Origin of the sequence: Micromonospora sp. NPDC050276, assembly GCF_044459545.1 — a bacterium.
Classification (GTDB): domain Bacteria; phylum Actinomycetota; class Actinomycetes; order Mycobacteriales; family Micromonosporaceae; genus Micromonospora.
In genome coordinates this window covers 55,611-79,145 of the sequence record NZ_JBITJA010000016.1, presented here as the reverse complement: position 1 = coordinate 79,145, position 23,535 = coordinate 55,611, and the positions used below count along the sequence as shown (strand labels likewise).

Below are 23,535 nucleotides of genomic sequence, written 5' to 3'. Positions count from 1 at the left end.
CGACAGAAACGGCGGGCCGTGCCTGCGGCGGCGGCCCCAGCGGCGATGATGGGCCGGTGAAGATCCTGTCCATCCAGTCGTCGGTCGCCTACGGTCACGTCGGCAACTCGGCGGCGGCCTTTCCGCTGCAACGGCTCGGTCACGAGGTCTGGCCGGTCCTGACCGTGCACTTCTCCAACCACACGGGGTATGGCGCGTGGCGGGGCCCGATGCTGCCGGCGGCCGACGTCGCCGAGGTGATCGCGGGCATCGAGGACCGCGGCGTCCTCGGCGGCGCCGACGCGGTGCTCTCCGGCTACCAGGGCGACCCGGCCATGGGCGCGGTGATCCTGGACGCGGTGGCGAAGGTCAAGGCGACCAATCCGGCGGCGGTGTACTGCTGTGACCCGGTGATGGGCGACGCCGGTCGGGGGATGTTCGTCCGGCCGGGCATCCCGGAGTACCTGCGCGACACCGTCGTGCCGCGCGCGGACATCATCACGCCGAACCACTTCGAGCTCGACTTCCTCGCCGGCCGTACGACGAACTCGCTGGCCGAGGTGCTCGACGCGGTCGACCTGGTGCGCGCCACCGGGCCGCGGCACGTCCTGGTGACCAGCGTGCTGCACGGCGACCTGCCGCCGGACTCGCTGGAGGTGGTGGCGGTCTCCGACGAGGGCGCCTGGGCGGTGACCACGCCGCTGCTGCCGATCAACCCGAACGGCGGAGGCGACGTCACCGCCGCGCTGTACCTCGCGCACCTGTGCACGACCGGCTCGCCCGCGACCGCGCTGGAACGCACCATCGCCTCCGTCTTCGCCGTCCTGGAGGCGACGCTCGCGGCGGGCACCCGGGAGATCCAGCTGATCGCGGCGCAGGACGTGATCGCCGACCCGCCGGCCCGGTTCACCGCCCGCCGGCTGCGCTGACGGGCGGGTCGCGGGCCGGCGGCGGTCAGCGGCCCTCGGGGACGGCCATCTCGCCGAGCAACGACCAGTCCTCCTGCGGCACGGTGGCGTTCACGATGCGCGGCGTCTCGGCCAGGTGCGGTGGCAACGTCTCCTGGGCCGCGCGGAAATGCGCGGACTGCACGTGGGCCGCGCCGGCGTGATCGTCACGGAATGCCTCGACCAGCACGTACTCGGTCGGGTCGTCGACGCTGCGGGACCAGTCGAACCACAGGCAGCCCGGCTCCGCGCGAGTCGCCTCGGTGAACTCGGCGGCGATCTGCGGCCACCGGTCGGCGTGCTCGGCCAGGACCCGGAACTTGGCGGTAATGAAGATCATGGCCTCAGGCTACCCAGCCGGGCGGGCGCGGGCGACAACCTCCTCCGGGCTCAACGGAGCCTTCGGATGGTGGGTGAGGCACAGCGGGGTACGGACCTTGACGAACGAGAACCCCTCCCCGGCGGCGTAGAACTCGCCGCTGTTGAGCAGGCCGATGTCCGGAATTCGACCGCCCTTGGCCTCGGCCAACTGTCGGGCCGCGTCGATCTGCGCGGGTGCGTTGAGCAGCCCGAAGAACTGGGTCGTCGCGTTGCCGGAGATCTGGTTGTGCAGACCCTTGGGCGCCTGGGTGGCGAAGACCAGCCCGAGCCCGTACTTGCGGGCCTGCGAGGCGAGCGCGATCGAGCTCGCGGTGCAGGCGGTGGTGCCGGTCGACGGCGCGAGCGTCTGCGCCTCGTCCATCACGAACAGCCCGCCCAGCGGCCGGTCGCCGGCCGGGTGCCGTTTGATCCACGCGAAGAGCGCCATCTGCAACTGGTTGACGAAGCTCTGCCGCTCCTGGTCGGAGGTGAGGCCGACGAAGCTGATCACCGAGACCCGGGCCCGTCGCCCCGGCGAGGGCGTCAGCAGCAGCCCCGGGTCGGCCGGCGCGCCGACCCCGCCGAAGAGCGGATCGGTGACCATCGCCGCCTTGAGCGCTTCGGCCAACTCCTCGGCGAGCTTCCCGGCACGAGCCAGCCGGCTGACCCCTTCGGGCAGCTCGGTGAGGAACTCGGTGAAGCCGGGCAGGCCCACCAACCCGCTGCGCGCGTACGCCTGCAGGGCCTCGGTGAGGACGGCCTTGCCCTGCTGCGCGAGCCGGCCCGACCGGTCCACGCCGGCCCGGGGCGCGAGCGCCTCCACGGCGGAGCGGACCGCCTGGTCGAACTCGTCGGGCCAGTCCCGCAGTGAGGTGAAGTCCGGCAGCGGCTGGAAGCTCAGCGGCCGGCCGGCGGTGACCCGGGGCGTCCACACCACCACCTCGGTGTGCGCGAGGTAGTCGGTGGCGCGTTCGGCGTCGCCAGGAGCCCAGCCGCTCGGCGGTTCGGGCCACGCGTCACCGAGCCGGGCGAGGTCGTTGTTGGGGTCGAGCACGATCGCGGAGACGCCCTCGCGGGCGCACTCCTCGACCAGGCGACGGATGAGCACCGTCTTGCCCGAGCCGGACCCGGCGAACACCACGGCGTGGCGGCGCAGCGACTCCAGGGGCACCGTGAACGGGTGACCACCGTCGACGGTCCGCCCCAGGCCGATGGCCCGACCGTCGGTGCCGACCGTGCGGTCGACAGCGCTACCGGGTACGGGCACCACGGCCGCACCGGTCGACGGCCCACCGGCCTCGTCGGCGACCGGCGCGCTGGTCGGATCGGGACCGCCGCCGCGCCACAACGGGTCACCCTCGTCGGGCGGTGCCGGCGGGTCGGGCGGTGCCGTCGGGTCACCGTCGTCGGGCGCCGCCGGCCGGTCGTCGCGCGTACCGTCGGGACCGGGCAGGACCGCGCGGAACAGCTCGGTGCCGCTGGCCGGGCGTCGGGCCACCAGCCACTCCTGCAAGGCCGTGGACGGCTCGGTCGCCATCACCCGCAGCGCCGCGAAGACCCGCAGGTCCGCCTCCGACACGGCGCACCGGAGGCCGCCGGCCGCGTCGAAGCCGGTCAACACCTCGGTCGTACGCTTCCCGGTCGGCCACGGACCGTTGCGCAGCAGGATCAGTCGTCGTTGTGGCAGGTCCCGGTCCAGCCCGGCGAGCGTGCACGCGGCCTTCACCCGGGCGGTGACGGCGACGGCATTGGGGTGGGCGATGGCCCGGAAACACCAGTGCGCCTCGTTCTCGGTGGCCTCGTCGAGCACCTCGATCAGCCGCCCGTGCAGCGCGGGCTTGCGCCCGGGCGGCGGATCGTACTTGTAGGTGGCGCCGGTCGGCGCCTGCTCGGCGATCCAGGCGGCCAGGCCGGCGGCGAGCAGCGGTGGCATGTGCTCGTCCTCGCTGGCCGGGTCGACGGCGGCCGACACGTCCGCGGCCTCGACCAGCTCGGCGAAGCGGGCGTCCAACTCGTGCAGGCGGCGTTCGTCCGTGGTCGGCTCGCCGGCCGCGCCGCGCCCGGCGCCCGCCGTCGGTGTCGACTCGGCGCCGTCGATGAGCCGGTCGAGCTCGACCACCTCGTCGCGGTCACGGCACCAGGCGAGGTGACGGTCCACCCGGCGAAGCAGGGCGCGGGGCGTCAGGGTGGGGGCGTCGGCGAAGGCGGCGGGGGCGATCGGCCAGGTGGGGTGCGGTGGCCCGAAGTACATACCCGCGAACGCGGCAGCGAGGCGCTTCGCCACGATCGCCTGCCCGATCTCCGGGGTGGGGATCCGGTCCGGCAGGGTCGACGTCCGGAACCGGTCACCGACCGGAGTGGGCACGGTGCGGGTCATCAACACCCAGGTGTCCGGCAGGCACGAGACGACGACCAGCGTGCGTCGGGTGATGTCGCGGAGCTTGAGCAGGCCGTCGGCGATCGGGCCGAGCACCTTGGCCTGGCTGTCCTCCAACCCGTGGTGATGGTTGAGCAGTGAGGTGCTGGTCTGGGCGAACAGCGTGTCGAGCTGGTCCACGGCGATGACCGTGGGGTCCAGCGTCAAGGCCATCAGCCGGGAGACGTCCTGCACGATCTGCTGCGGGGTGCGGATCGCGGCGCTCAACCCCCACGCCGCCCGCGCGGCCGGGTCGCCGGGTTCGGAGATCAGGTGGGCGTAACCGACGTCCTGTGCCTCGAAGTCGATGGCTCCGTGCAGGACGAGCGCCCGCGCGGTGTCCTGGGCGTCCCGTCCGACCTCCCGATCGCGTTCGCGCAGCGCCCAGATGAAGGTGTCGAGCTGCGCACGGGTCACTGGTCGGGCGCCGGCGACCGCGTCGCGGACCTCCACCGGCAGGCCGAGCTGGGGGGTGAGTCGACGCAGGAAGGTCTTCAGCTGGGTGCCCCAGCCGACGTGGGGGCGGCCCATCCCCTCCACCAGGGCCAGGGCGACGCTCTCCCAGAATGTCTTGCCGCTGACCATGTCGACCAGGAAGAAGTAGCCGCCGTCGCGCTGGATCCGTTCGCGGACCGCCCCGAGCAGGTGCGTCTTTCCGGCGCCCGCGCGGCCCTGCATGGCCACGCCGAGCGGCATGCTCGTGTCGTCGGTGCGGGCCCGCGCCACCCCGCGCAGGATCTCCGCGACCACCTTCTCGTGCAGCTCCGGCACGTTGTGCGGGCTCGGTCGCCAGACGTCGTCCGGGGTGACCGCCGGGTTGAGACTCACCGCCTCCAGCGCGGCTCGCTGGTCGTCGGAGATCACGCCGGGCCGATCGCCAGGGCGTGGTTGTCCTCGTTCCCGATCCGGACGGCCGCGGCCCGGTCCCGGGCGGTCAGTGACTTGGTGTTCGCCACCGGGATGATGCGGACGTCCTCCCGGCCGACCATCGCCCGCAACGCCGCGTCCAGGGCGGCCCGATCGGTGTCGGCGAGCCGGTCCCGGACGTCGGCGAGGCCGACCCAGGCGCCCGGCGCGGTGGCCAGGTCCCGGTACGCTGACCGAACCAGCGCCTCCACCTCCACCGCGGCTGCGGGTGCCGCCGCCGGTGCCGGTGCGTCGTGGCGCGACTCGCCGGCCGGCGGGGCCGTCGCCCCGGTCTGCTTGAAGAAGTCGCCGTGGCTGACCCGCAGCCGGTCCAGCGAACGGTGCAGGTTGGACAGGACGACGAACAGCGACCGGGTGGTCGACCCGCCCTGCTTCGGCGGCACGGTGGTGTGCAGTTGACGTGCCACCCGCCAGCCTTCGTCGGTCAGCTCGTGGGCGAACGTCCGGCGGGACTTGTCGGTGTCGACCAGGCCGAGGTCGACGAGCTTGCGATTGTCCTTGCCGGTCAGCGTGAAGCCGGCCAGCTCCTTCAGCTCGACGTTGGTGAGTCGGCGCGCCTCGACCATCAGCACCACGAGGGCGTTGATCTGGTTCGGCGTCAGGTGCGGGACGTCCGCCGGGCTCGTCATGATGTCTCATCTCCGTGTGGGTGCGTGCCGTCCGCGCGTCGCCGGGCCAGCAGCCGACGGATCCCGTCGACCACCGCCGGCACGTCGGTGAGCACCTGCTCGTTGGTGAAGCGGAGCACGTCCAGCCCGAGCAGTTGCAGCTGCACGTCCCTCCGCCGGTCGTTGGCGAAAGCGATTCGCCCACGATGCTCCGGGCCGTCCACCTCGACCGCAAGACCCTCCGTGGGCCAAAACAGATCCAGGCGGTACGCGGTACCCAACACGTGCCACTCGTAGGTCTGGTTCCACCGCCGGCCCCGCGCCCAGTCGTGCGGTGCGAGCGCACGCTCCAACGCCTGCTCGGCGGCGCTGTCACCGCGTGGCACGCCCGCGATCGGCGGCCAGGGCAGCACCGTCGGCTCCGGTTCGGCGGCGGTGGCCGGCATCCGATCGAGCGCGGTGATCAGCCCGGCGAATCGCGCCGGCACCATCATCGACACCGAGCGCACCCGGTCGGCGTGGCGCAGGGGTGCGCCGGCCAACCACACCGTGAAGCCGCCGTGCCGCACCAGCCACTCGGCGGCGGCCACCAGTGCCCGCTCGGCATCCGCACCCAGCTCGGGCAGGGCGACGACGAGTACGCAGCCCTCCCGGCCGTACGCGTCGGCGATCACTCGGGCGAGCCCGGCGGCGCGGACTCCCGGTGCGAAGCGGGACCGGCCGACGGGTGGGCGGGGCCCGCGCAGCCCACGCTCGGCGAGGTCCGCGAGGAACGGGCCGAAGTGCCGGGAGCGGGCGGCGGCACGGGCTGCGAGGGCGCGCACCGCCGCCACGCCGAGCGTGCCGCCGCTGTCGACACCGTCGGCGCCCGCCAGCCAGCTGGGAAACATCGCGAGCGCCGCGTTGTCCAACTGGTCGAGCAGGTCGTCCAGCAGGTCACCGAGCGAACCCACCACCCTGGGCCGGAAGTGCACGATCGCGGGCGCCGCCAACGGCAACGGGTCGAGTGCCACTCGCAGCAGCTCCGGGTCGACGGCTGGCAGGTGACTCACCCGCCGCATCGGCGGGGCGGCCCACCAGGCCCCGTTGGCCTCGCCTTCGGCCCGGACGGGGTGCGCCATGCGGGCACCCTACGACACGGGCGGACGGGACAGGTGACCCATCGGTGCCGGCCGGGCTCCCGGGGGCGAGGCGACCGCCGTTCAGCGCAGGCGGCGGATGTCGCCGTACGCCCGGTAGAACCCGCCGCGGCTGGACTCCCGCACCTCGGTCACCAGATAGCGGGCGCCCGGCTCGCGAATCCCCTTGGGGAACTGCACCGACCAGTCGCGCCGGTAGCCGTCGGACAGCACCTGAACCCGCAGCCGCCCGCGGTCGTCCAGGCACTGCACGACCACGCCCGCGCCCGCGTCGGTGGTCACCTCGACGATCGTCGGTCGCACCGCCTGGGGTGCCTGACGTGGGGCCTTGATGTCGCGTACCTGCGGCACCTCGCCGGCCTGGGCCGCCCGGATCGCCGGCTCGCTCGCGTCGATGCAGGCCAGATGGCCGCCGGTGGTGACGATGTAGAGCCGGTCGTCGTGGTACTGCATGGAGTATGCCGAGCCGCAGCCGGTGCCGAGTTTCCACAGCCGGGTGCCCGCCGCGTCGAAGCAGTAGATCGAGGACTGGCTGTCACCGGCGAAGACGTACTGCCCGCCCTCGGCGGTGGCGCAGGAGAAGACCGGGGCGTCGCAGCGGTAGCTGCGTTCGAGTCGACCCGCCTTGGACAGGCGCACCACCTCACGGGTGCTCGTCCCGGCGAACACACTGCCGTGCTCCTGCCAGCCGAAGAGCACCGAACCGGTCGTGGTGTGCCACAGTTCGCGGCCGGTACGCCACTCGTAGCCGGTCACGCCCCGCGAATGGCCGTGGTAGACGGCGTCGTCGTCGCACCGCACCATCCAGGCCGAGCGACCCCGCCCGGGTCGACGCCACAGGAACTCGTCCTCGTGGTCGACGGCGGTGATCCCGCCGTCGGCGTCCGAGACGCCGAGGACGCCGTCGTGGATGTCCAGCCAGTAGATGTCGATCTCCGGGGCGATCGCGTACGCCACTCGGGGCACCTTGCCGGACAGGTCGTAGACGTTGCCGTCGTCGCAGCCGGCGTAGATCCAGGCGTCGTCGGCCACGATGCACTTCACCCCGTCAGGGAGGCGGACCTGGCTGCGCACCTGGGCGTCGTGGTCGAGCGTGGTGATGACACCGTGCTCGTTGCCGACCATGCAGTGCTGCCCGTCGACGAAGATGCCGAAGGCGGGGGCGCCCGAGTCGTAGCGCCAGAGCACCGGGGCGGTGTGGGCGGTGGAGCGGGTGCTGACGATCTGCCGTCGGGACACGGTGCGCTTCTGCCGGACGCCGGGGATCGCCGGGGCGTAGCCCTTGCGGACCTTCTCGCCGATCTTCTTTGCCGCGGCGGCCCGGGCCCGGGCGTTGTCGGGATAGGCGCTCGCCTTGATCTGCCCCTGGTCGCCGATCCGGCCGTAGCGCACCGTCAGGGTCGCGTTGTCGACGATGACCTCGTAGAACTTGTGCGCACCGTCCACTTCGGACAGTTCGAGGTAGGTCGTCTCCTGGGACATGGGGGGCCTCCGAGGGTCAGCGAGCGGCGCGATCCGGCCGGCGCGGCGACAGTGACCACACGCTAGCCACGACCCCCGACAGAATCGGCGTCCGGCCAGCGCAGCGCGTCGTCGCGGAGCACCGCGTGCGCGCCGACGGCCTCGTTGACGATCTGCGTCACCCGCACGTCGACCGCGATGCTGGCCAGCGCCACCGCGTCCGCGCGGCTGAGGTCGTGCAGCCGCTGCATCAGGGTCAGCATGGACTCCAGCGCCGTGAACGTGGCGTCGTCGAGGGTCGCACCGACGCCCAGGGTCAGCCACGCGTCGGCGGTACGGGCCACCGGGCCGGTGATCGGGAAGTCGTCGCGGACGTCGAAGGTCAACGTCACCTCGTCCATCGGGCACTCGATCGCGGTGCCGCCGACCTCACCGTCGCCCTGTGCGGCGTGCCCGTCCCCGACGGAGAACAACGCGTCGTCCACCGGGATCGGCAGCAGGAGCGTGCTGCCGGCGGTGAGGTCCCGACAGTCCAGGTTGCCACCCCAGCGGCGCGGCGGGACCGTGGAGTGCAGTCCCGGCTCGGCAGGTGGCATGCCGAGCACCCCCATGAAGGGTCGCAGCGCGAGGGTGTGGCCGTGCTGGTTGCTGCCGGTCATCGTCTCCGGGTCCAGCGTCCAGACGTGCACCACCTGTTGGTCCTGCACCCCGTAGCGCTGGTTGAACCCGCTCGGCCAACCGCCGGCCACGGTGGTCCCCCAGGTGGCCGGGACGATCGCGTCGATGCGTACCGCGAGGGTCTGGCCCGCGCGAGCACCGCGGACCGCGACGGGACCGATCAGGGCGTGTCCGTGATCGGGCCGATGCTGCGCGACCCGGGGCCGGTCCCGGTTCGCCCCGCCGGGGTACGGGCCGGCGGACCACCAGCAGTCCAGGGTGCGATAGGTGACGGTGTCGCCCGGTTCGATGGTGAGCACCAGCGGGAACTCGGGGGAGAAGTGGCCGTGCAGGCTGTCATCGCCCGGGGTGAGGGTGTGTCGCATCCGTGCAGGCTAATGGCACCGGAGCGCGCGCCGGGTGCGCGGCGGGTGCCGGGCACACCCGCCGCGCACGATTCATCCCCGGCGGTGTCAACCCGAGGTGCAGGAGCGGATCTGCGGGCGAGCGCTGCTGTTGCCGTTGGTCATCGTGGTGAAGCCGAAGGTGTTGCCGCTGCCGTTGGACCGCATCGTCATGACGGTGCCGCTGCTGTCCCAGGTGGCGGTGCCGTTCCAGCTGGTGGAGACCCGCTGGGGTGCGGTGATGGCCAGGACCACCGCCCATGTGCTGGCACCGCTGACCGTCACCGACGTGTTGTACCGGTCGCCCCAGACGTTCGTCGTCGTCGCGGTGGCGGTGCAGGTGCCGCCGGCCGGCGGCGGGGTGGTGGTGGGCGGCGGGGTCGTGCCGTCGGGCGCGACCGCGCGGCCGGTGGACGGCGAGATCATGCCGGGGCACAGGTTGCGGCTGGTCAGGTTGGCCATGATCTGAGGGATCGCGTCGCGGGTGTTCTGGATCCCGTCGTGCATCAGGATGACCTGACCGGCTTGGAGCCGGCTCGCGTTGGCCACGATCTGGCTGACGCTCGCGCCGTTCCAGTCCTGTGAGTCCACGTCCCAGAGCACCTGGCGCATGCCGAGCGACGACGCGACGGACTGGAGGGTGGAGTTGGTCTCGCCGTAGGGCGGTCGGAACAGCGTCGGTCGGCTGCCGGTGGCCGACTGGATCGCCGAGCTGGTCTGGGACAGGTCCGACTGCATCTGCGCCTGGCTCATCGACGTCATGTGGGCGTGGCTCCAGCTGTGGTTGGCGACCCACATGCCGGCGGCCACCTGGGCCTGCGCGGCCGACCGGTTGTTCTGGACGTTCTGGCCGACGTTGAACATGGTGGCCCGGACGCCGTTGCTACGCAGCACGTTCAGCAGCGCGCTGGTGCTGCCGGTCGGCCCGTCGTCGAAGGTGAGGCCGACGTAGCCGTTGCAGGCGGCGGCGCTCGACGGGGTCGAGGTGGCGGCGAGGGCGACGCCGCACATCGCGACGGCGGTGGCGAGGACGGCGAGCGCCGCGCGCAACCGCCTCGACCACAGGGCCGTACGGGGGAAGAACCTGCTCATCTGGTGCCCCTTCGCGCAGGCCCGGACGCGCCGGCGGGCAGCACAGTCCGGACAGGTGTGGGTGAGCGGGTGGGTCGAGCCGAAACCGCCAGGAAGCCGATCGCATTGACCTCAATGGATCGGAGTATTACAGCGGGAATTCCAACGCGTCAACAACTTCCGGAACGACTCCGGAACGAATCAAGCGGCGGCTTGAGGCAAAAGGCCCGCCTCGTCAGGGATATCTCGACAGGGGTGGATCCTCTCCGGTGAGATGATCATGCAGACCGGTGCCTCCACACTCGACATGATCCGGAAAGTGGCCGGAAATATCGGCCGTCGCGCGCCAGGCCCTCTGGCCGGATCGCTAGCGCGAAATAGTAAAGGTTGTGAACAGAAGATGTTACAGTCACTTCCGTCGATATCCGACTCGGGTTTCGGCTACCGAGTCCCAGCAGGGAGTGATCACATGACGAGACTGCGCGCACTGGTCGCGCTGGTGGCACTGATCGTCGCCGGTGGACTGGTTGCGGTCATCCCGCCGACCCCCGCGTCGGCGGCGGCCTGCTCCGCGGCATGGCAGGCATCGGCCGTCTACTGGGGAGACGCCCAGGTGTCGCACAACGGCCGCAACTACCGGGCGAAGTGGTGGACCCAGAACGAGGCGCCGCCGGGCACGACCGGCGTCTGGGAGGACCTCGGCGCGTGTGGCGGCGGCACCACGCCGCCCACCGGGGGGACCTGCGCCTACCCGAACTGGGTCGCCGGGACCTGGTACGCCACCGGCGCCGTCGTGCGGTACACCAACGGTCTCTACTACATTGCCGAGCACGACAATCCCGGGTACGACCCGGTGGTCAGCACCTGGTACTGGGAGCCCTACACCTGTGGCGGTCAACCACCGACCACCCCGCCTCCCGCCAACCCGGGCGGTTTCGTGGTCACCGAGGCTCAGTTCAACCAGATGTTCCCGAGTCGCAACTCGTTCTACACGTACTCCGGGCTGGTCGCCGCGCTCAGCGCCTACCCGGCGTTCGCCCGCACCGGCAGTGCCACCATCCAGCGCCAGGAGGCCGCGGCCTTCCTCGCCAACGTGTACCACGAGACCGGCGGGCTCGTGCACATCGTCGAGCAGAACACCGCGAACTACCCGCACTACTGCGACCCCGGTCAGCCCTACGGCTGCCCCGCCGGGCAGGCCGCGTACTACGGACGCGGGCCGATTCAGCTCAGTTGGAACTTCAACTACAACGCCGCCGGAAACGCCCTCAACCTGCCCCTGCTGACCAACCCGTGGCTGGTGCAGACCGACGCCGCGGTGGCCTGGAAGACCGGTATCTGGTACTGGATGACCCAGAACGGGCCGGGCACGATGACCGCGCACAACGCGATGGTCACCAGCGCCGGGTTCGGTCAGACGATCCGCAGCATCAACGGCTCGATCGAGTGCAACGGCGGAAACCCCGCCCAGGTGCAGAGTCGCGTCACCAGGTACCAGCAGTTCGTCGGCATCCTCGGCGTGTCCGCCGGAGCCAACCTCTACTGCTGATCCGTGGCCGGGCCTCGGCGTCCGTCACCGAACGACGTCGAGGCCCGGCATGCGGCCGCCGGTGGTCCGCAGGGGGCGGCGGACTGTTTCATCGCGATCACCCGTTGACACGGCCGAGGTGCGCCCGGAACTATCAGCGACAGTTCACAGCCTCGAACCTCGTTGCTCACGAACTCCTATGACAACGATGTCAGGGGTCGGCCCCACCACCCGCTCCACTCTGTCCAGATGATCGACGCACTCGACCCCGGTTCGAGTCGAAAGGCCCCGTCCCCCATGTCGCATACCGCCCTTGCGCGTCCCCTCTCACCACGCCTGGTCGCGGTGACGACAGCCGCCCTGCTCCCGCTGGGCCTGCTCGTCGCCGCGCCCCTGGCGAACGCCGCTCCCACCACGGCGGCACCCGGCAACTTCGCCTCCTCGTTCGAGGCCGCCGACCCGCAGCCCGCCACGAGCACCGCGGAGGTCGGCGCGAACGGAAAGCCCCTCCAGGGAAACCTGAGCGGTAAGGTCACCACCCTGCCCGGCAGCCTGCTCGGCCAGGTCAGCGCCGTCACCGCGAGCGACGAGTACCAACCGCGGGAGATCGCCGCGAACCTCAAGGACGACGATCCGTCGACCAAGTGGCTGATCTTCCAATCGACCGGCTGGGTCACCTACCAGCTCGCCAAGCCGGCGACGGTGGTGCGCTACGCACTGACCGCGGCCAACGACGCACCAAAGCGAGACCCGCGGGACTTCGTCATCCAGGGGTCGAACGACGGCAGCACCTGGACCGACCTGGACAAGCGCGCCGGCGAGACGTTCAGCGGACGCTTCGCCACCAAGACCTACAGCTTCACCAACACCAGCGCCTACGGCTACTACCGGTTGAACGTCACCGCGAACTCCGGTGACTCGCTCGTGCAGCTCGCCGACTGGAACATCAGCGACGGCTCGGACGTCCGCCCACCGGCGACCCCCATGGTCAGCGAGGCGACCGCCGGCCCGAACGGCGGCTACACCACGAAGCCGGACGTCGGGTTCACCGGACAGGCCGCGCTGCGCTACTCCGGCGGCGCCGAGGGCACCGGCCGCTCGTACGCGACCAACAAGCTGTTCGACGTCAGCATCCCGGTCGGGCCGAAGACCCGGCTGTCGTACAAGCTCTTTCCTGAGTTCACCGGTGGGGACGGCCGGTACCCGTCCACCTACACCGCCGTCGACCTGCACTTCACCGACGGCAGCTACCTGAGTGGTCGCTCATCCACCGACCAGCACGGCTACCCGCTCACCGGCTCCGGTCAGGGCGCCTCGAAGGTGCTGGTCGCCGACCAGTGGAACCTGGTGCAGGCCGACCTCGGCACCGTCGCGCGCGGCAAGACGATCGACCGCATCCTGCTCGCGTACGACAATCCGCAGGCCACCGGGGAGACCCGGTTCCAGGGTTGGCTCGACGACATCGAGCTGACGGCCACGCCGGCGTCGATCGACGGCTCGAAGCTGACCAACTACGTCGACACCCGACGGGGCACCAACTCGACGAGCGGTTTCTCGCGCGGCAACAACCTGCCGATCACCGCCGTGCCGAACGGGTTCAACTTCTTCACGCCGGTGACCGACGCGACCTCCGACTCCTGGGAGTACGAGTACCACCGGATCAACAACGACGCCAACCTGCCGATGCTCCAGGGCCTCGCGATCTCGCACGAGCCGAGCCCGTGGATGGGTGACCGCAACCAGATGTCGGTCATGCCGGTCGTCGGCGGCGGGTCGCTCACCGGTCAGCCCGCCAGCCGCGCGCTCGCCTTCCGGCACGACGACGAGACGGCCCAGCCGGACCTCTACCGGGTCACGCTCCAGAACGGCCTGGTCGCGGAGGTGTCGCCCACCGACCACGCCGGGATCATGCGGTTCACGTTCCCCACCGGGCAGGCGACCGGAAGCCTCGTCTTCCACAACGGCACGTTCACCATCGGTACGGACGGCACGTTCACCGGGTGGGTCGACAACGGAAGCGGCCTGTCGGCCGGTCGGAGCCGGATGTTCGTGGCCGGCGCGTTCGACCGGGCACCGACGGCCTCGGCCGCGACCTCCGCCACCTTCGACGTCTCCGCGTCGCGGGAGGTGACGATGCGTCTCGCGACGTCGTTCCTCTCCGTCGACCAGGCACGCCGCAACCTCGACCTGGAGGTCACCGGTAAGAGCTTCGACCAGATCCACGCCGCCGCGACGGCCGCGTGGCAGGACCGGCTCGGCCGGGTCGAGGTGCGCGGCGCCACCGAGGCGCAGCTGGTCTCGATGTACTCGAACCTGTACCGGCTGAACCTCTACCCGAACTCACAGTCGGAGAACACCGGCACCGCAGCCGCACCGCGCTGGCAGTACGCGAGCCCGGTCTCGGCGCCGACCGGCGCGTCGACCCCCACCCAGACCGGCGCGAAGATCGTCGACGGGCAGATCTACGTCAACAACGGCTTCTGGGACACCTACCGCACCGTGTGGCCCGCCTACGCGCTGCTATACCCGGACATCGCCGCCAAGATCTCCGACGGATTCGTCCAGCACTACCGCGACGGCGGCTGGATCGCCCGCTGGTCGTCCCCCGGCTACGCCGACCTGATGACCGGCACCAGCGCGAACGTAGCACTGGCCCAGGCGTACCTCACCGGGGTCAAGCTGCCCGATCCGCTCGCGGCGTACGACGCGGCCGTCAAGGACGCGACCGTCGCGTCCGGACGCAGCGCAGTCGGGCGCAAGGGCATCGAGACCTCCCTGTTCCTCGGCTACACGCCGACGTCCACCGGAGAGTCGGTGTCCTGGGCGCTGGAGGGCTACATCAACGACTACGGCATCGGCAACATGGGTGCGGCGCTCGCCAAGGACCCGGCCACGCCGAAGTCGGAGCGTGCCCGGCTCAAGGAGGAGTCGCGGTACTTCCTGGAGCGGGCCCGCAACTACGTCCACCTCTTCGACCCGAAGACGAAGCTCTTCCAGGGCCGCGACGCCGCCGGCAACTTCCTCGCCGGTGACCCGCTGGACTGGGGTGGCGTCTACACCGAGACCAACGGGTGGAACTTCGCCTTCACCGCTCAGCAGGACGGTCGGGGCCTCGCGAACCTGGCCGGCGGGCAGCAGGCGCTGCGCGACAAGCTCGACACGTTCTTCAGCACCCCGGAGAACGCCGACCGCCCCGGCGGGTACGGCGGGATCATTCACGAGATGCTCGAAGCGCGCGCGGTGCGGTTGGGTCAGCTCGGCATGAGCAACCAGCCGTCGCACCACATCCCGTACATGTACAACTTCGCCGGCGCACCCGCCAAGACCCAGGCGACGGTACGGGAGATCCTGCGGCGTCTCTACGTCGGCAGCGAGATCGGCCAGGGTTACCTGGGCGACGAGGACAACGGTGAGATGTCGTCCTGGTACATCCTCAGCTCGCTGGGCATCTACCCGCTGCAGGCCGGCTCGTCCGAGTGGACGATCGGCTCCCCGCAGTTCACCAGGATGACCGTGCACCGCCCGACCGGCGACATCGTCGTCAACGCGCCGAACAACAGCACCGAGAACGTCTACGTGCAGGGCGTCACGGTCAACGGCAAGAAGCAGCGCGGCCTGTCCCTGGACGTGACGGCGCTCACCAAGGGCGGCACCATCGACTTCCAGATGGGCTCCAAGCCGTCGTCGTGGGGCAGTGGCAAGAATGACGCGCCGCCGTCGCTGACCAAGGGTGACCAGGCGCCGAAACCATTGCAGGACGTCACCGGCCCCGGTCTCGGCACCGCCACCGCGACCGGTGGTCAGGACGCGTCGAAGCTGTTCGACGACTCGTCCACCACGCAGCTGACCTTCGCCTCGGCGACCCCGCAGATCACCTGGGCCTCCCGCGGTGGCAAGCAGAAGCCGACGTACTACACCGTCACCTCCGGGGCCGGTGCGGGCGATCCGGCGGACTGGCGCCTGCAGGGCTCCAACGACGGCATCACCTGGACCACCGTGGATTCCCGCGCCGGTCAGGTGTTCCCGTGGCGCAACCAGACCCGCCCGTACTCGATCGACAAGCCGGGACGGTTCGCGCAGTTCCGTCTCGTCGTCACGAGGACCGTCGGCGCCGCGCAGACCAACCTCGCCGAGGTCGAGCTGCTCGCCGGGGGCGACCTCGACCTCGGGGGCGGCGACATCACGGTCACCGCCGAGGACGGCGTGCACGCGAGCACCGGCGTACCCGTCTCGGTGCCGCTGGCGACGGTCACCGGCGGCGACGCCGCCGGCTACCAGGCCACCATCGACTGGGGCGACGGCACGCCGGTCACCGCGGGCATCGTGACGCTGAGCTCACGGGCCGTCTACCACATCGGTGGGTCGCACACCTACGCCACGCCGGGCTACCACCAGGCGAACGTCACGGTGAGCGACGGCGAGAGCCAGAGCTCCGCGACGGTCGGCGTCGCGGTGGCGTACGTCCCGACCGCCGGCCTCACCGCCGCGTTCGACAACGTCTGCGTCGGTGACGAGGGAAGCCTCGCGGCCGACTGCGACGCCAAGTCGTGGGCGTACTCGCGGGCCGCTCTCGCGGCGGGTGGGGTGACCCAGGGCCAGCCGCAGCAGGTTCCCGGAACGGGGCTGCGGTTCACGCTGCCGGTGATCCCGGCCGGGCAGCCGGACAACGCCACCGGCAACGGGTCGACGGTCGTCCTCGACCTTCCGCAGGACGCCCGGAGTATCTCGTTCATCGGCGCCGGAACGCAGGGCAACCAGAGCACCACCGGCACGGCGACGTTCAGCGACGGCAGCACGGCCAGCATTCCGATCCAGCTGAGCGACTGGACGCTGGGTGGCAACGCCAACGGCACCCCGTCCTACGGCAACATCATCGTGGCCAGGACGGCGTACCGGTTGCACGGCACGAGCCGCGACGGCGCCCAGCCGTTCCTGTTCGCCACCGCGCCGTACCAGATCCCGGCGGGCAAGACGCTGGTGTCGGTGACCCTGCCGACGCAGACCGGTGACCCTCGTTCGGCGGGTCGGATCCACGTGTTCGCCGTCGCCAACGACGGCACGCCGGCACCCGCTCTGTCGACCGTCGCCCCGAAGGACCAGACGGCCCACGCCGGCCAGGCCCTCACGGCGAACCTCGGCTCGGTGACCGGCGGCGTTCCCGGTACGACGGGCTACCGAGCCCGCGTCCAGTGGGGTGACGGCACGGTTCCGAACGACGTGACGATCGGTGCGTCCGGCACGATGAGCGGCCAGCACACCTACTCGCGAGAGGGCACCTACACGGTGCGCGTGACCGCGTGGGACACGCTGTCGAGCAGCACCGAGTCCTTCACCGTGACCGTGGCGCGGGGCGGCTCCCAGCCGACGATCGCCCTGTCCGCGTCCGGCACCGTCAGCACCGGTGGCGCGATCACCGTCGACGGCAGCGGCTTCGCCGCCGGCGAGCAGGTGACGGTCAGCGTCGGAACCGACCCGGGCCGAACCATGAAGGTCGCGGCCTCCGCGACGGGAACGGTTCGCGCCTCGGTGCCGACGTCCGGTGACGCGGAGCCCGGCCGGTACGCCGTGACCGCGACGGGTGCGTCCTCGCGGACGCCGGCCACGGCCACCGTCCAGGTGACCGAGCAGGCGCAGGCGCGGGCCTACCAGCCGCGGGTGGCGTTGCTGACCACTTCGGGGCCGCGCGGGACGTCGATCATGATCGACGGTTCCGGGTTCGCACCGAACGAGGCGGTCACGATCACCTTCGGGAACGGACTCGCGGTCAGCTCCGTGCACGCGAACGGTGACGGCGTCATCTCCGGCGCGACGGTCAGCGTTGCGGGTGCGGCGAAGGCGGGCGCGACCAGCGTCACGCTCAAGGGTGCGACATCGGTGACGACGGTGTCCCGACCGTTCACCGTCACCGGCTCGAACTGAGCCGGGGGTAGTACCGCCGCGTGGGGCGGGCCGTACGCACGGCCCGCCCCACCCGAGCGGGACCGATGCCCGCGTGGCGCCGACGGGCGGGCGCAGGCCGTGGGCTAACTCAACCCACTCGCGGCGCGCTCAGCCGGAGTTGCCAGCGCGTGCCCTGGCCGGTGAGCCGGACGACCGCCAACGGCTCCACGTCCACCTGCCGGTACGCCGCCATCGGCAGATCGAGGGCATGGACCACCGCTACCCGGATCACCACTGGGTGGGTGACCGCGATGATCCGTTGGCCGAGCCCGCGCTGCTCGTCCAGCCAGCGACCGACCCGATCCCGCACCGCGTGGACGGATTCACCGCCGTGCGGGGCGCAGTCCGGTGCGGAGAGCCAGTCCTGCAGCGCCTGCGGCTGCGTGACGGCGATCTCCTCGAGTGGCCGTCCGGCCCAGTCGCCGTAGTCGCAGTCGGCCAACGCCGCCTCGATGGTCGGCACCAGACCGAGGGCGTCAGCGGTCTCCCGGGCGGCTGCCGCCGGGCTGGACAGGCAGACGTCGTGCACGCCGAGCGGCCCACGCCGGTCCCCGCTCGCGTGGGCCTGGGCGAGGGCGGCACGCAGGCCACCCTCGTCCAGGCTGTCGTCGGTCCCGCCGAAGTGAGTCCGGCGCAGGGCGGTGGTGTGAGCGTGGGCGACCAGCCGGAGGCTGGTGCTGGTCACGTGCTCGGCAGTGCGGTGGCGGCTCGGCGACGCCGTTCCTGGTGCATCAGGGCCGCGAACAGCAGACCGATGCCGGTCCAGAGCACGACCTGCGTGCCGAGTGAGGCCAGCCGGAAGTCCCACAGCAGGGTCGCCGGGAAGTCGGCGGGGACCTCCTGGAAGGACGGCATCACCACGTACGACACGACCGTGACCAGCAGGAACCCACCCACCGCCGCGGCGGCGCGCAGCCACGTCGGCGCCTGGGCGCCGACCGACCGGTAGCCCAGCGAGCCGGCCCACACGGCCACCAGGCCGAGCACCGCCATCAGCAGGTAGGTGACGGTCCGCTGGTTGATGGTGGCCGGATCGCCGACGGCCGGCGGGTTCGCCGGGTACTTGAGGAACGGCACGATCACCGCGCCGAGCAGCGCCGCGCCGGCCAGCAGCAGACCGGCCCGCCCGTCGTCGTCACCGCGCCGCCGACGGGACAGCAGGACGTACGCCGTGGCCAGCAGGCCACCCATCGCGGCACCGAACAGGCTGGTGGCCAGGAACAGGCCGCCACGCTGGCCGGTCCGGCTGACCAGGGCGTCCTCGTGGTCGTGCGCACCGGCGGAAGGCTCGGCGTGTGTCGCCGCGTCCTCGATGGCGATGGCCGCCTCGACGTGCGGCTCACCGGCGACGTACGCGAACGCCCCGGCGAGCAGGCCGGCGATCAGGCCGGCGAGGAGCCCACGGACGAGGACGGCGACGAACGGGGGAGCGGTGGTGGTGTTCAGTGGCACGGGACACCCAGGAGGTGCCGGCCGTCGTGCATCAGCTCGTGCAGGTACATCCCGCTGCGCGACACCGCCCCCTGATCGAAGGCGACAAGGTACGCCAGCAGGGCGAGCACGGTGACGGTCGCCAGGACCGTCCACAGCAGACGCGTGGTGCCAGCGGGGTGCACCACCGGCTGGCTGGAAGCGGAGCTAGACATGAATACACGAACCTCCCCAGGGATGACGCGTCCCCATCGCAAGGCTGCGGACGACCGAGCGTCCTGGCTCGCGGCCCCATTGGAATGGGGACCGCTTACAGTGGCGCGACCGCGCCGGATTCACACCGGCTTCCCTCGCGTCGCCGCAGATAGTGGGTCGACGGTATCGGTGCCGCCTCGGGCGGTCAACCCGGGCCCCGCGTCCCGGAGGCGTCCGCCCACCGGTAGGTCGGTGCCGCACCTGCCAGCAGATTCGTCAGACCATAAAATGACCTGGTCGGCGGCCGGTTCCGGCGCGCGTTCCGCGACCGGCCGGCAGTCTGTTACCGCTAACAGCGTCGACCTGCCAGCCCGGCTCGGTGAGCTCCTGGGCGCTCGCGGGTGGGCGGCGGTCGGACGGCGGACCGCAGGCCGGGTGGTCGGCTGGCCGCAGCGCGATTCCGGGCGGGTTTTCGACCCGAGGGCATAGCGGGTTATCGATAACATGCTATCGGCAGTGACTGGTGTCGGGTTTGGTCGGACCTATGCCTCCACTTGCGCCGGGTAACGATGACAAAACATGGTCGCAAGACCTTGGCAACACACGTGAATGCGTGGCAAGGTAACGCCTGGTCGTGGGAAACATCCGACCTATCTCTGATGGGCGGTGCGGGTACGAGACCGTCTTCCCATCGAGTGGGCTCAGTTGCTCGCAGGTGCTTGGCTCGTCGGCGGGTCCCCGTCGCGTGTCGGCGCCACGCTTGGGGAGGTCAGGTCCGACGATGAGTACCGTCGAGGCAACCGCCGGCACGCAACGCGGCGAACTCAGTGACTGGTTCCGGGAACGGATCTCCCATGCCGTCTCCGAGCTGACTGCCGCGACCGCGCTCGTCGTGCTGTTCATCGCGTTGACCTTCGCCAGTCCGTACTTCCTGACCGCGGACAACCTGTTCAACATCGGGGCGCAGACCGCGGTGATCGCCATCATCGCCACGGCGCAGACCGTGGTCATCATCACGAAGGGCATCGACCTGTCGGTGGGGTCGGTCGCCGCACTCGCCGGCGTCGTCGGAGCGATGGTCGTGCGTGACCTCGGCTTCTCGCTCTGGGCGGCGACGGTGGTCGCGATCGGCGTCGGCGCGTTGGCCGGGCTGCTGAACGGCCTGCTGGTGACCGTGGCCCGGATTCCACCGTTCATCGCGACGCTGGGCACGATGTCCGTGGGCCGCGGACTCGTCTTCATCATCACCGGAGCGGTCGGCGTCTACGGTCTGCCCCGATCCTTCCAACTGCTCGGCAACGGGGAGATCATCGGCATCCCGTTCGCCGTGGTGATCACCGTCCTGGTCGCCGTCGGGGCCGCCTTCCTGCTCTCCCAGACCCGATTCGGCCAGTACACCTACGCGATGGGCTCCAATCTGGAGGCGGCCCGCCGCTCCGGCATCCGGGTGGGGCGTCACCTGACCGGGGTGTACGTGCTGGCCGGCGTGCTGGTCGGGCTGGGCGGGATGATCGCCGCCTCCCGGGTCAACTCCGGCCAGCCGAACTACGGGATCTCGCTGGAGCTGGACGTCATCGCCGCCGCGGTCATCGGTGGAGCCAGCCTCTTCGGCGGGCAGGGCCGCATCGTCGGAACCATCATCGGCGCGTTCCTCATCGCCCTGGTACGCAACGGCGCCGTCCTGCTCGACATCAGCATCCACTACCAGCAGGTGATCGTCGGCGTGATCATCTGGGCCGCCGTCTACTTCGACCAGTACCGCCGCCGGCGGCTGGAATCACGGGGTTGACCTGCCATTCCGAGAGTCCGAACGAGGAGGACAACACCATGGCACACACCACCACCAGCCGGCGGACGCGAGGGCGACTCCTGCGCGCACAGGCGATCCTGGCCGCGGCCGCGGCGACCGCGCTGCTCAGCGCCTGCGGCGGAGTCGAGGTCCGGGACGGCGGCGACGGCGCGACCAAGGACGCGAGCGGTCCGTTGAAGCTCGCCGTCGTACCCAAGGCGGTCGGGGCCGACTACTGGAACACCGTCAAGGCGGGCGCGGAGTGCGCCGCGCAGCGGGCCGGAAACGTCACCGTCCAATGGGACGGGGTGACCACCGAGACCGATGTCGAGGGCCAGGTCAACCTGATCCAGAACTTCGTCACCAAGAAGGTCGACGGCATCGTCTACGCGGCGACCGACTCCAGCGCCCTGGCACCGGCCACCGACCAGGCGCTCGGCGCCAACATCCCGGTCGCGATGATCGACTCTGGCACCAGCCCGCAGCCGTCGAGTGTGCCCCTCTTCGCCACCGACAACCGTGCGTCGGCCACCGAGGCGGCGAAGCTGCTCGCCACCGAACTCGGCCCCGGCAACCACGAGGTGGCGCTCGTCGAGTTCCAGCCCGGATCGCAGACCAACACCGAGCGGGTCGAGGGCTTCAAGGCCGGTCTCACGCAGTACCCCAACCTGAAGCTGGTCGGCCAGCAGCCGAGTCGCAGTGACGTCAACGAGGCGCGACGCGTCACCGAGAACATCCTCACCGCCAACCCCAACCTCGCCGGTGTCTTCGCGGCCAACGAGCCGAGCGTGCTCGGCGCCGCACAGGCCATTCAGGCGGCGGGCAAGTCCGGCAAGGTGGTCATCATCGGCTGGGACGCGGCCCCGGACGAGATCGCCGGGGTCCGCAGCGGCCAGATCTCGGCCCTGGTCGTGCAGAACCCGTTCAAGATGGGCTACTTCGGGGTCGACAAGATGGTCAAGCACCTCCGGGACAAGGCGCCGCTGGCATCGGCGGACACCGGCGTCACGTTCGTCACGAAGGAGAACATCGACTCCGCGGAGATCAAGGCGGTGCTCGAACCCAGCTGCGCCAACCCGCCGGTGCAGTGATGGGCGCCACCCCAACGGCCACCACCGACGGCGATCAGCAGACGACCGCCGAGGAGCCGCCGGTCCTCGAAGCGCGGGGCATCGTCAAGCGGTTCGGGCACGTCGAGGCGCTGCGTGGTGCCGACTTCACGGTGCACCGTGGCGAGGTCGTCGCGCTGATCGGTGACAACGGCGCCGGAAAGAGCACCCTGATCAAGACGCTGTCCGGCGTGCACCTGCCGGACGAGGGGGAGATCCGGGTGGGTGGTCGTCCCGTCCAGTTCTCCACCCCGGTCGACGCCCGACGCGCGGGCGTGGAGACCGTCTACCAGGATCTCGCCGTCGCCGACGACCTCAGCGTGGCCGCCAACCTGTATCTCGGACGGGAGATCCTGCGCTCCGGGCCGCTTGGTCGGCTGGGGCTGCTCGACAAGCGCGCCATGCGGCAGGGCGCCGCCGCCGCCCTCGACGAGCTGGGCGTACGGATTCCCCGGGTCACCACCCCGATCGCGATGCTCTCCGGTGGGCAGCGGCAGTGCGTGGCGGTGGCCCGCGCCATCATCTGGGCGACCAACGTGGTCATCCTTGACGAGCCCACCGCGGCGCTGGGCGTGGTCCAGACCGGGCGGGTGCTCGACGTCGTCCGGCGCGCCCGCGACGCGGGCATGTCGGTGGTGCTGGTGAGCCACAACATGCCGCAGGTGCTCGAAATCGCCGACCGCGTCGAGGTACTACGCCTCGGTCGGCGGGCGGCCCGGCTTCGCGCGGACGAGGTCACCACCGACGACCTGGTCGCGGCGATGACCGGGAGCACCGCCCTGGAGCGCGACGAGCGGTGACGGTGGCCGCGCACCGGGGCGCGCGCGATCTCACGATCGGTCGGCGCGCCCCGGGGCCGTCGGGCTAGCCCTGCGCGTCAGCGTCGTCGGGTAGGCCCTGCAACGACTCCTCGACCCCGATCAGGTGGTTGGCCATCCGGGTGCGGGCCCGCTCCGGGTCACGGGCCAGGAGAGCCTTCAGGATCGCCACGTGCTCGTCGTGGGTACGCCGGTCCGCGCCCTCCTCGTGCAGGCTGCGCCAGAGCCGCCCGCGGACGGTGCGCCCGGCGAAGGCCTCGATCAGGCCGACGAGCACCGGATTCCCGGCGTGTACGGCGATGATGCGATGGAAGGCGATGTCGATCTCGAGGATCCGTTCGTGGTCCTGCGGTGACTGGCCAACCATTCGGGCCGCCTCGTCGAGCAGATCCCCCGCCTGGACGAGGGCCTCGTCGGTGATCCTGGTCGCCGCCAGCCGGGCCGCCTCGCACTCCAGCAGCCGCCGGACGGTGTGGATGTGCCGTGGGTCGCCCTGGCCCTGGAAGTCCACCACGAAACCCATCGGGGCCAGCAGTTGCGGTGCGTCGAGGTTGGTGACGTAGGTGCCGTCACCCTGGCGGATGTTGACGATGCCGAGGATCGACAGGGCCGACATCCCCTCGCGCAGCGATCCCCGCGAGACGCCGAGCGACTCGGCGAGGTCCTTCTCGATGGGCAGTCGGTCTCCGGGCTTGAACCGCCCTTCGAGGATCATCCGCTTGATGCCGTTGACCACTTCGTCGGTGCGAGACATGA

Annotated in this window: 17 protein-coding genes and 1 riboswitch; of the genes, 6 read left to right on the top strand and 11 right to left on the bottom strand. The window is 71.0% G+C overall.

What is annotated here, in order from left to right:
• Positions 1-56 precede the first annotated feature (56 nt).
• A complete protein-coding gene (gene pdxY, locus ACIBF8_RS27475; protein ID WP_396786801.1) occupies positions 57-908 on the top strand; it encodes a pyridoxal kinase PdxY in 852 nt (283 codons plus the stop codon).
• 25 nt (positions 909-933) lie between these two features.
• Here the strand turns inward: pdxY and ACIBF8_RS27470 are convergent, their stop codons facing one another.
• The 7 genes from ACIBF8_RS27470 to ACIBF8_RS27440 all read right to left on the bottom strand — a co-directional run bounded on the left by ACIBF8_RS27470 (position 934) and on the right by ACIBF8_RS27440 (position 9,990).
• Positions 934-1,266, bottom strand: a complete 333-nt coding sequence (locus ACIBF8_RS27470) for a putative quinol monooxygenase (protein WP_396786799.1) — start codon at positions 1,264-1,266, stop codon at positions 934-936.
• 9 nt (positions 1,267-1,275) lie between these two features.
• On the bottom strand, positions 1,276-4,566 hold the full coding sequence (locus tag ACIBF8_RS27465; protein ID WP_396786797.1) for an ATP-binding protein: 3,291 nt from the start codon (positions 4,564-4,566) through the stop codon (positions 1,276-1,278).
• Positions 4,563-5,258 (bottom strand): hypothetical protein, encoded by a 696-nt coding sequence (locus ACIBF8_RS27460; RefSeq protein ID WP_396786795.1) that lies wholly within the window; start codon positions 5,256-5,258, stop codon positions 4,563-4,565. The genes ACIBF8_RS27465 and ACIBF8_RS27460 overlap by 4 nt, the downstream gene beginning before the upstream one ends.
• Positions 5,255-6,358 (bottom strand): endonuclease domain-containing protein, encoded by a 1,104-nt coding sequence (locus tag ACIBF8_RS27455; RefSeq protein WP_396786794.1) that lies wholly within the window; start codon positions 6,356-6,358, stop codon positions 5,255-5,257. The genes ACIBF8_RS27460 and ACIBF8_RS27455 overlap by 4 nt, the downstream gene beginning before the upstream one ends.
• An 81-nt stretch (positions 6,359-6,439) precedes the next feature.
• Positions 6,440-7,858: a PQQ-binding-like beta-propeller repeat protein gene (locus tag ACIBF8_RS27450; RefSeq protein WP_396786792.1), complete on the bottom strand. Its 1,419-nt coding sequence runs from the start codon at positions 7,856-7,858 to the stop codon at positions 6,440-6,442.
• 62 nt (positions 7,859-7,920) lie between these two features.
• Positions 7,921-8,880 (bottom strand): acetamidase/formamidase family protein, encoded by a 960-nt coding sequence (locus tag ACIBF8_RS27445; RefSeq protein ID WP_396786790.1) that lies wholly within the window; start codon positions 8,878-8,880, stop codon positions 7,921-7,923.
• An 87-nt stretch (positions 8,881-8,967) separates the two neighbouring features.
• A complete protein-coding gene (locus ACIBF8_RS27440; RefSeq protein WP_396786788.1) occupies positions 8,968-9,990 on the bottom strand; it encodes a polysaccharide deacetylase family protein in 1,023 nt (340 codons plus the stop codon).
• A 448-nt stretch (positions 9,991-10,438) separates the two neighbouring features.
• On the opposite strand from ACIBF8_RS27440, the gene ACIBF8_RS27435 reads away from it, so the two are divergent.
• Positions 10,439-11,518: a glycoside hydrolase family 19 protein gene (locus tag ACIBF8_RS27435; protein WP_396786786.1), complete on the top strand. Its 1,080-nt coding sequence runs from the start codon at positions 10,439-10,441 to the stop codon at positions 11,516-11,518.
• 324 nt (positions 11,519-11,842) lie between these two features.
• Positions 11,843-17,416, top strand: coding sequence for a GH92 family glycosyl hydrolase (locus ACIBF8_RS27430; protein WP_396786784.1), 5,574 nt, complete (start codon positions 11,843-11,845; stop codon positions 17,414-17,416).
• A 109-nt stretch (positions 17,417-17,525) separates the two neighbouring features.
• Here ACIBF8_RS27430 and ACIBF8_RS27425 read toward each other — a convergent pair whose 3' ends face one another.
• The 3 genes from ACIBF8_RS27425 to ACIBF8_RS27415 are packed head-to-tail and all read right to left on the bottom strand — an operon-like array spanning position 17,526 to position 19,083.
• Complete coding sequence (locus ACIBF8_RS27425) at positions 17,526-18,122, bottom strand: histidine phosphatase family protein (protein ID WP_396786782.1); 597 nt, start codon at positions 18,120-18,122, stop codon at positions 17,526-17,528.
• Complete coding sequence (locus tag ACIBF8_RS27420) at positions 18,119-18,889, bottom strand: CbtA family protein (protein ID WP_396786780.1); 771 nt, start codon at positions 18,887-18,889, stop codon at positions 18,119-18,121. Before ACIBF8_RS27420 ends, ACIBF8_RS27425 begins: the two co-directional genes overlap by 4 nt.
• Positions 18,880-19,083, bottom strand: coding sequence for a CbtB domain-containing protein (locus tag ACIBF8_RS27415; RefSeq protein ID WP_396786778.1), 204 nt, complete (start codon positions 19,081-19,083; stop codon positions 18,880-18,882). The genes ACIBF8_RS27420 and ACIBF8_RS27415 overlap by 10 nt, the downstream gene beginning before the upstream one ends.
• A 34-nt stretch (positions 19,084-19,117) precedes the next feature.
• A riboswitch (cobalamin riboswitch) is annotated at positions 19,118-19,269 on the bottom strand.
• Positions 19,270-19,844: 575 nt separating this feature from the next.
• On the opposite strand from ACIBF8_RS27415, the gene ACIBF8_RS27410 reads away from it, so the two are divergent.
• From ACIBF8_RS27410 to ACIBF8_RS27400, 3 genes are read left to right on the top strand one after another with little or no spacing between them, the layout of a single operon-like run.
• On the top strand, positions 19,845-20,852 hold the full coding sequence (locus ACIBF8_RS27410) for an ABC transporter permease (protein WP_396786776.1): 1,008 nt from the start codon (positions 19,845-19,847) through the stop codon (positions 20,850-20,852).
• Positions 20,853-20,890: 38 nt separating this feature from the next.
• The gene (locus tag ACIBF8_RS27405; RefSeq protein ID WP_396786775.1) at positions 20,891-21,943 is read left to right on the top strand and encodes an ABC transporter substrate-binding protein; all 1,053 of its coding nucleotides are present in this window, start codon (positions 20,891-20,893) and stop codon (positions 21,941-21,943) included.
• Positions 21,943-22,761, top strand: coding sequence for an ATP-binding cassette domain-containing protein (locus tag ACIBF8_RS27400; RefSeq protein WP_396786774.1), 819 nt, complete (start codon positions 21,943-21,945; stop codon positions 22,759-22,761). The genes ACIBF8_RS27405 and ACIBF8_RS27400 overlap by 1 nt, the downstream gene beginning before the upstream one ends.
• A gap of 64 nt (positions 22,762-22,825) precedes the next feature.
• Here ACIBF8_RS27400 and ACIBF8_RS27395 read toward each other — a convergent pair whose 3' ends face one another.
• Positions 22,826-23,533, bottom strand: coding sequence for a FadR/GntR family transcriptional regulator (locus ACIBF8_RS27395; protein WP_396786772.1), 708 nt, complete (start codon positions 23,531-23,533; stop codon positions 22,826-22,828).
• Between the last annotated feature and the right edge of the window lie 2 nt (positions 23,534-23,535).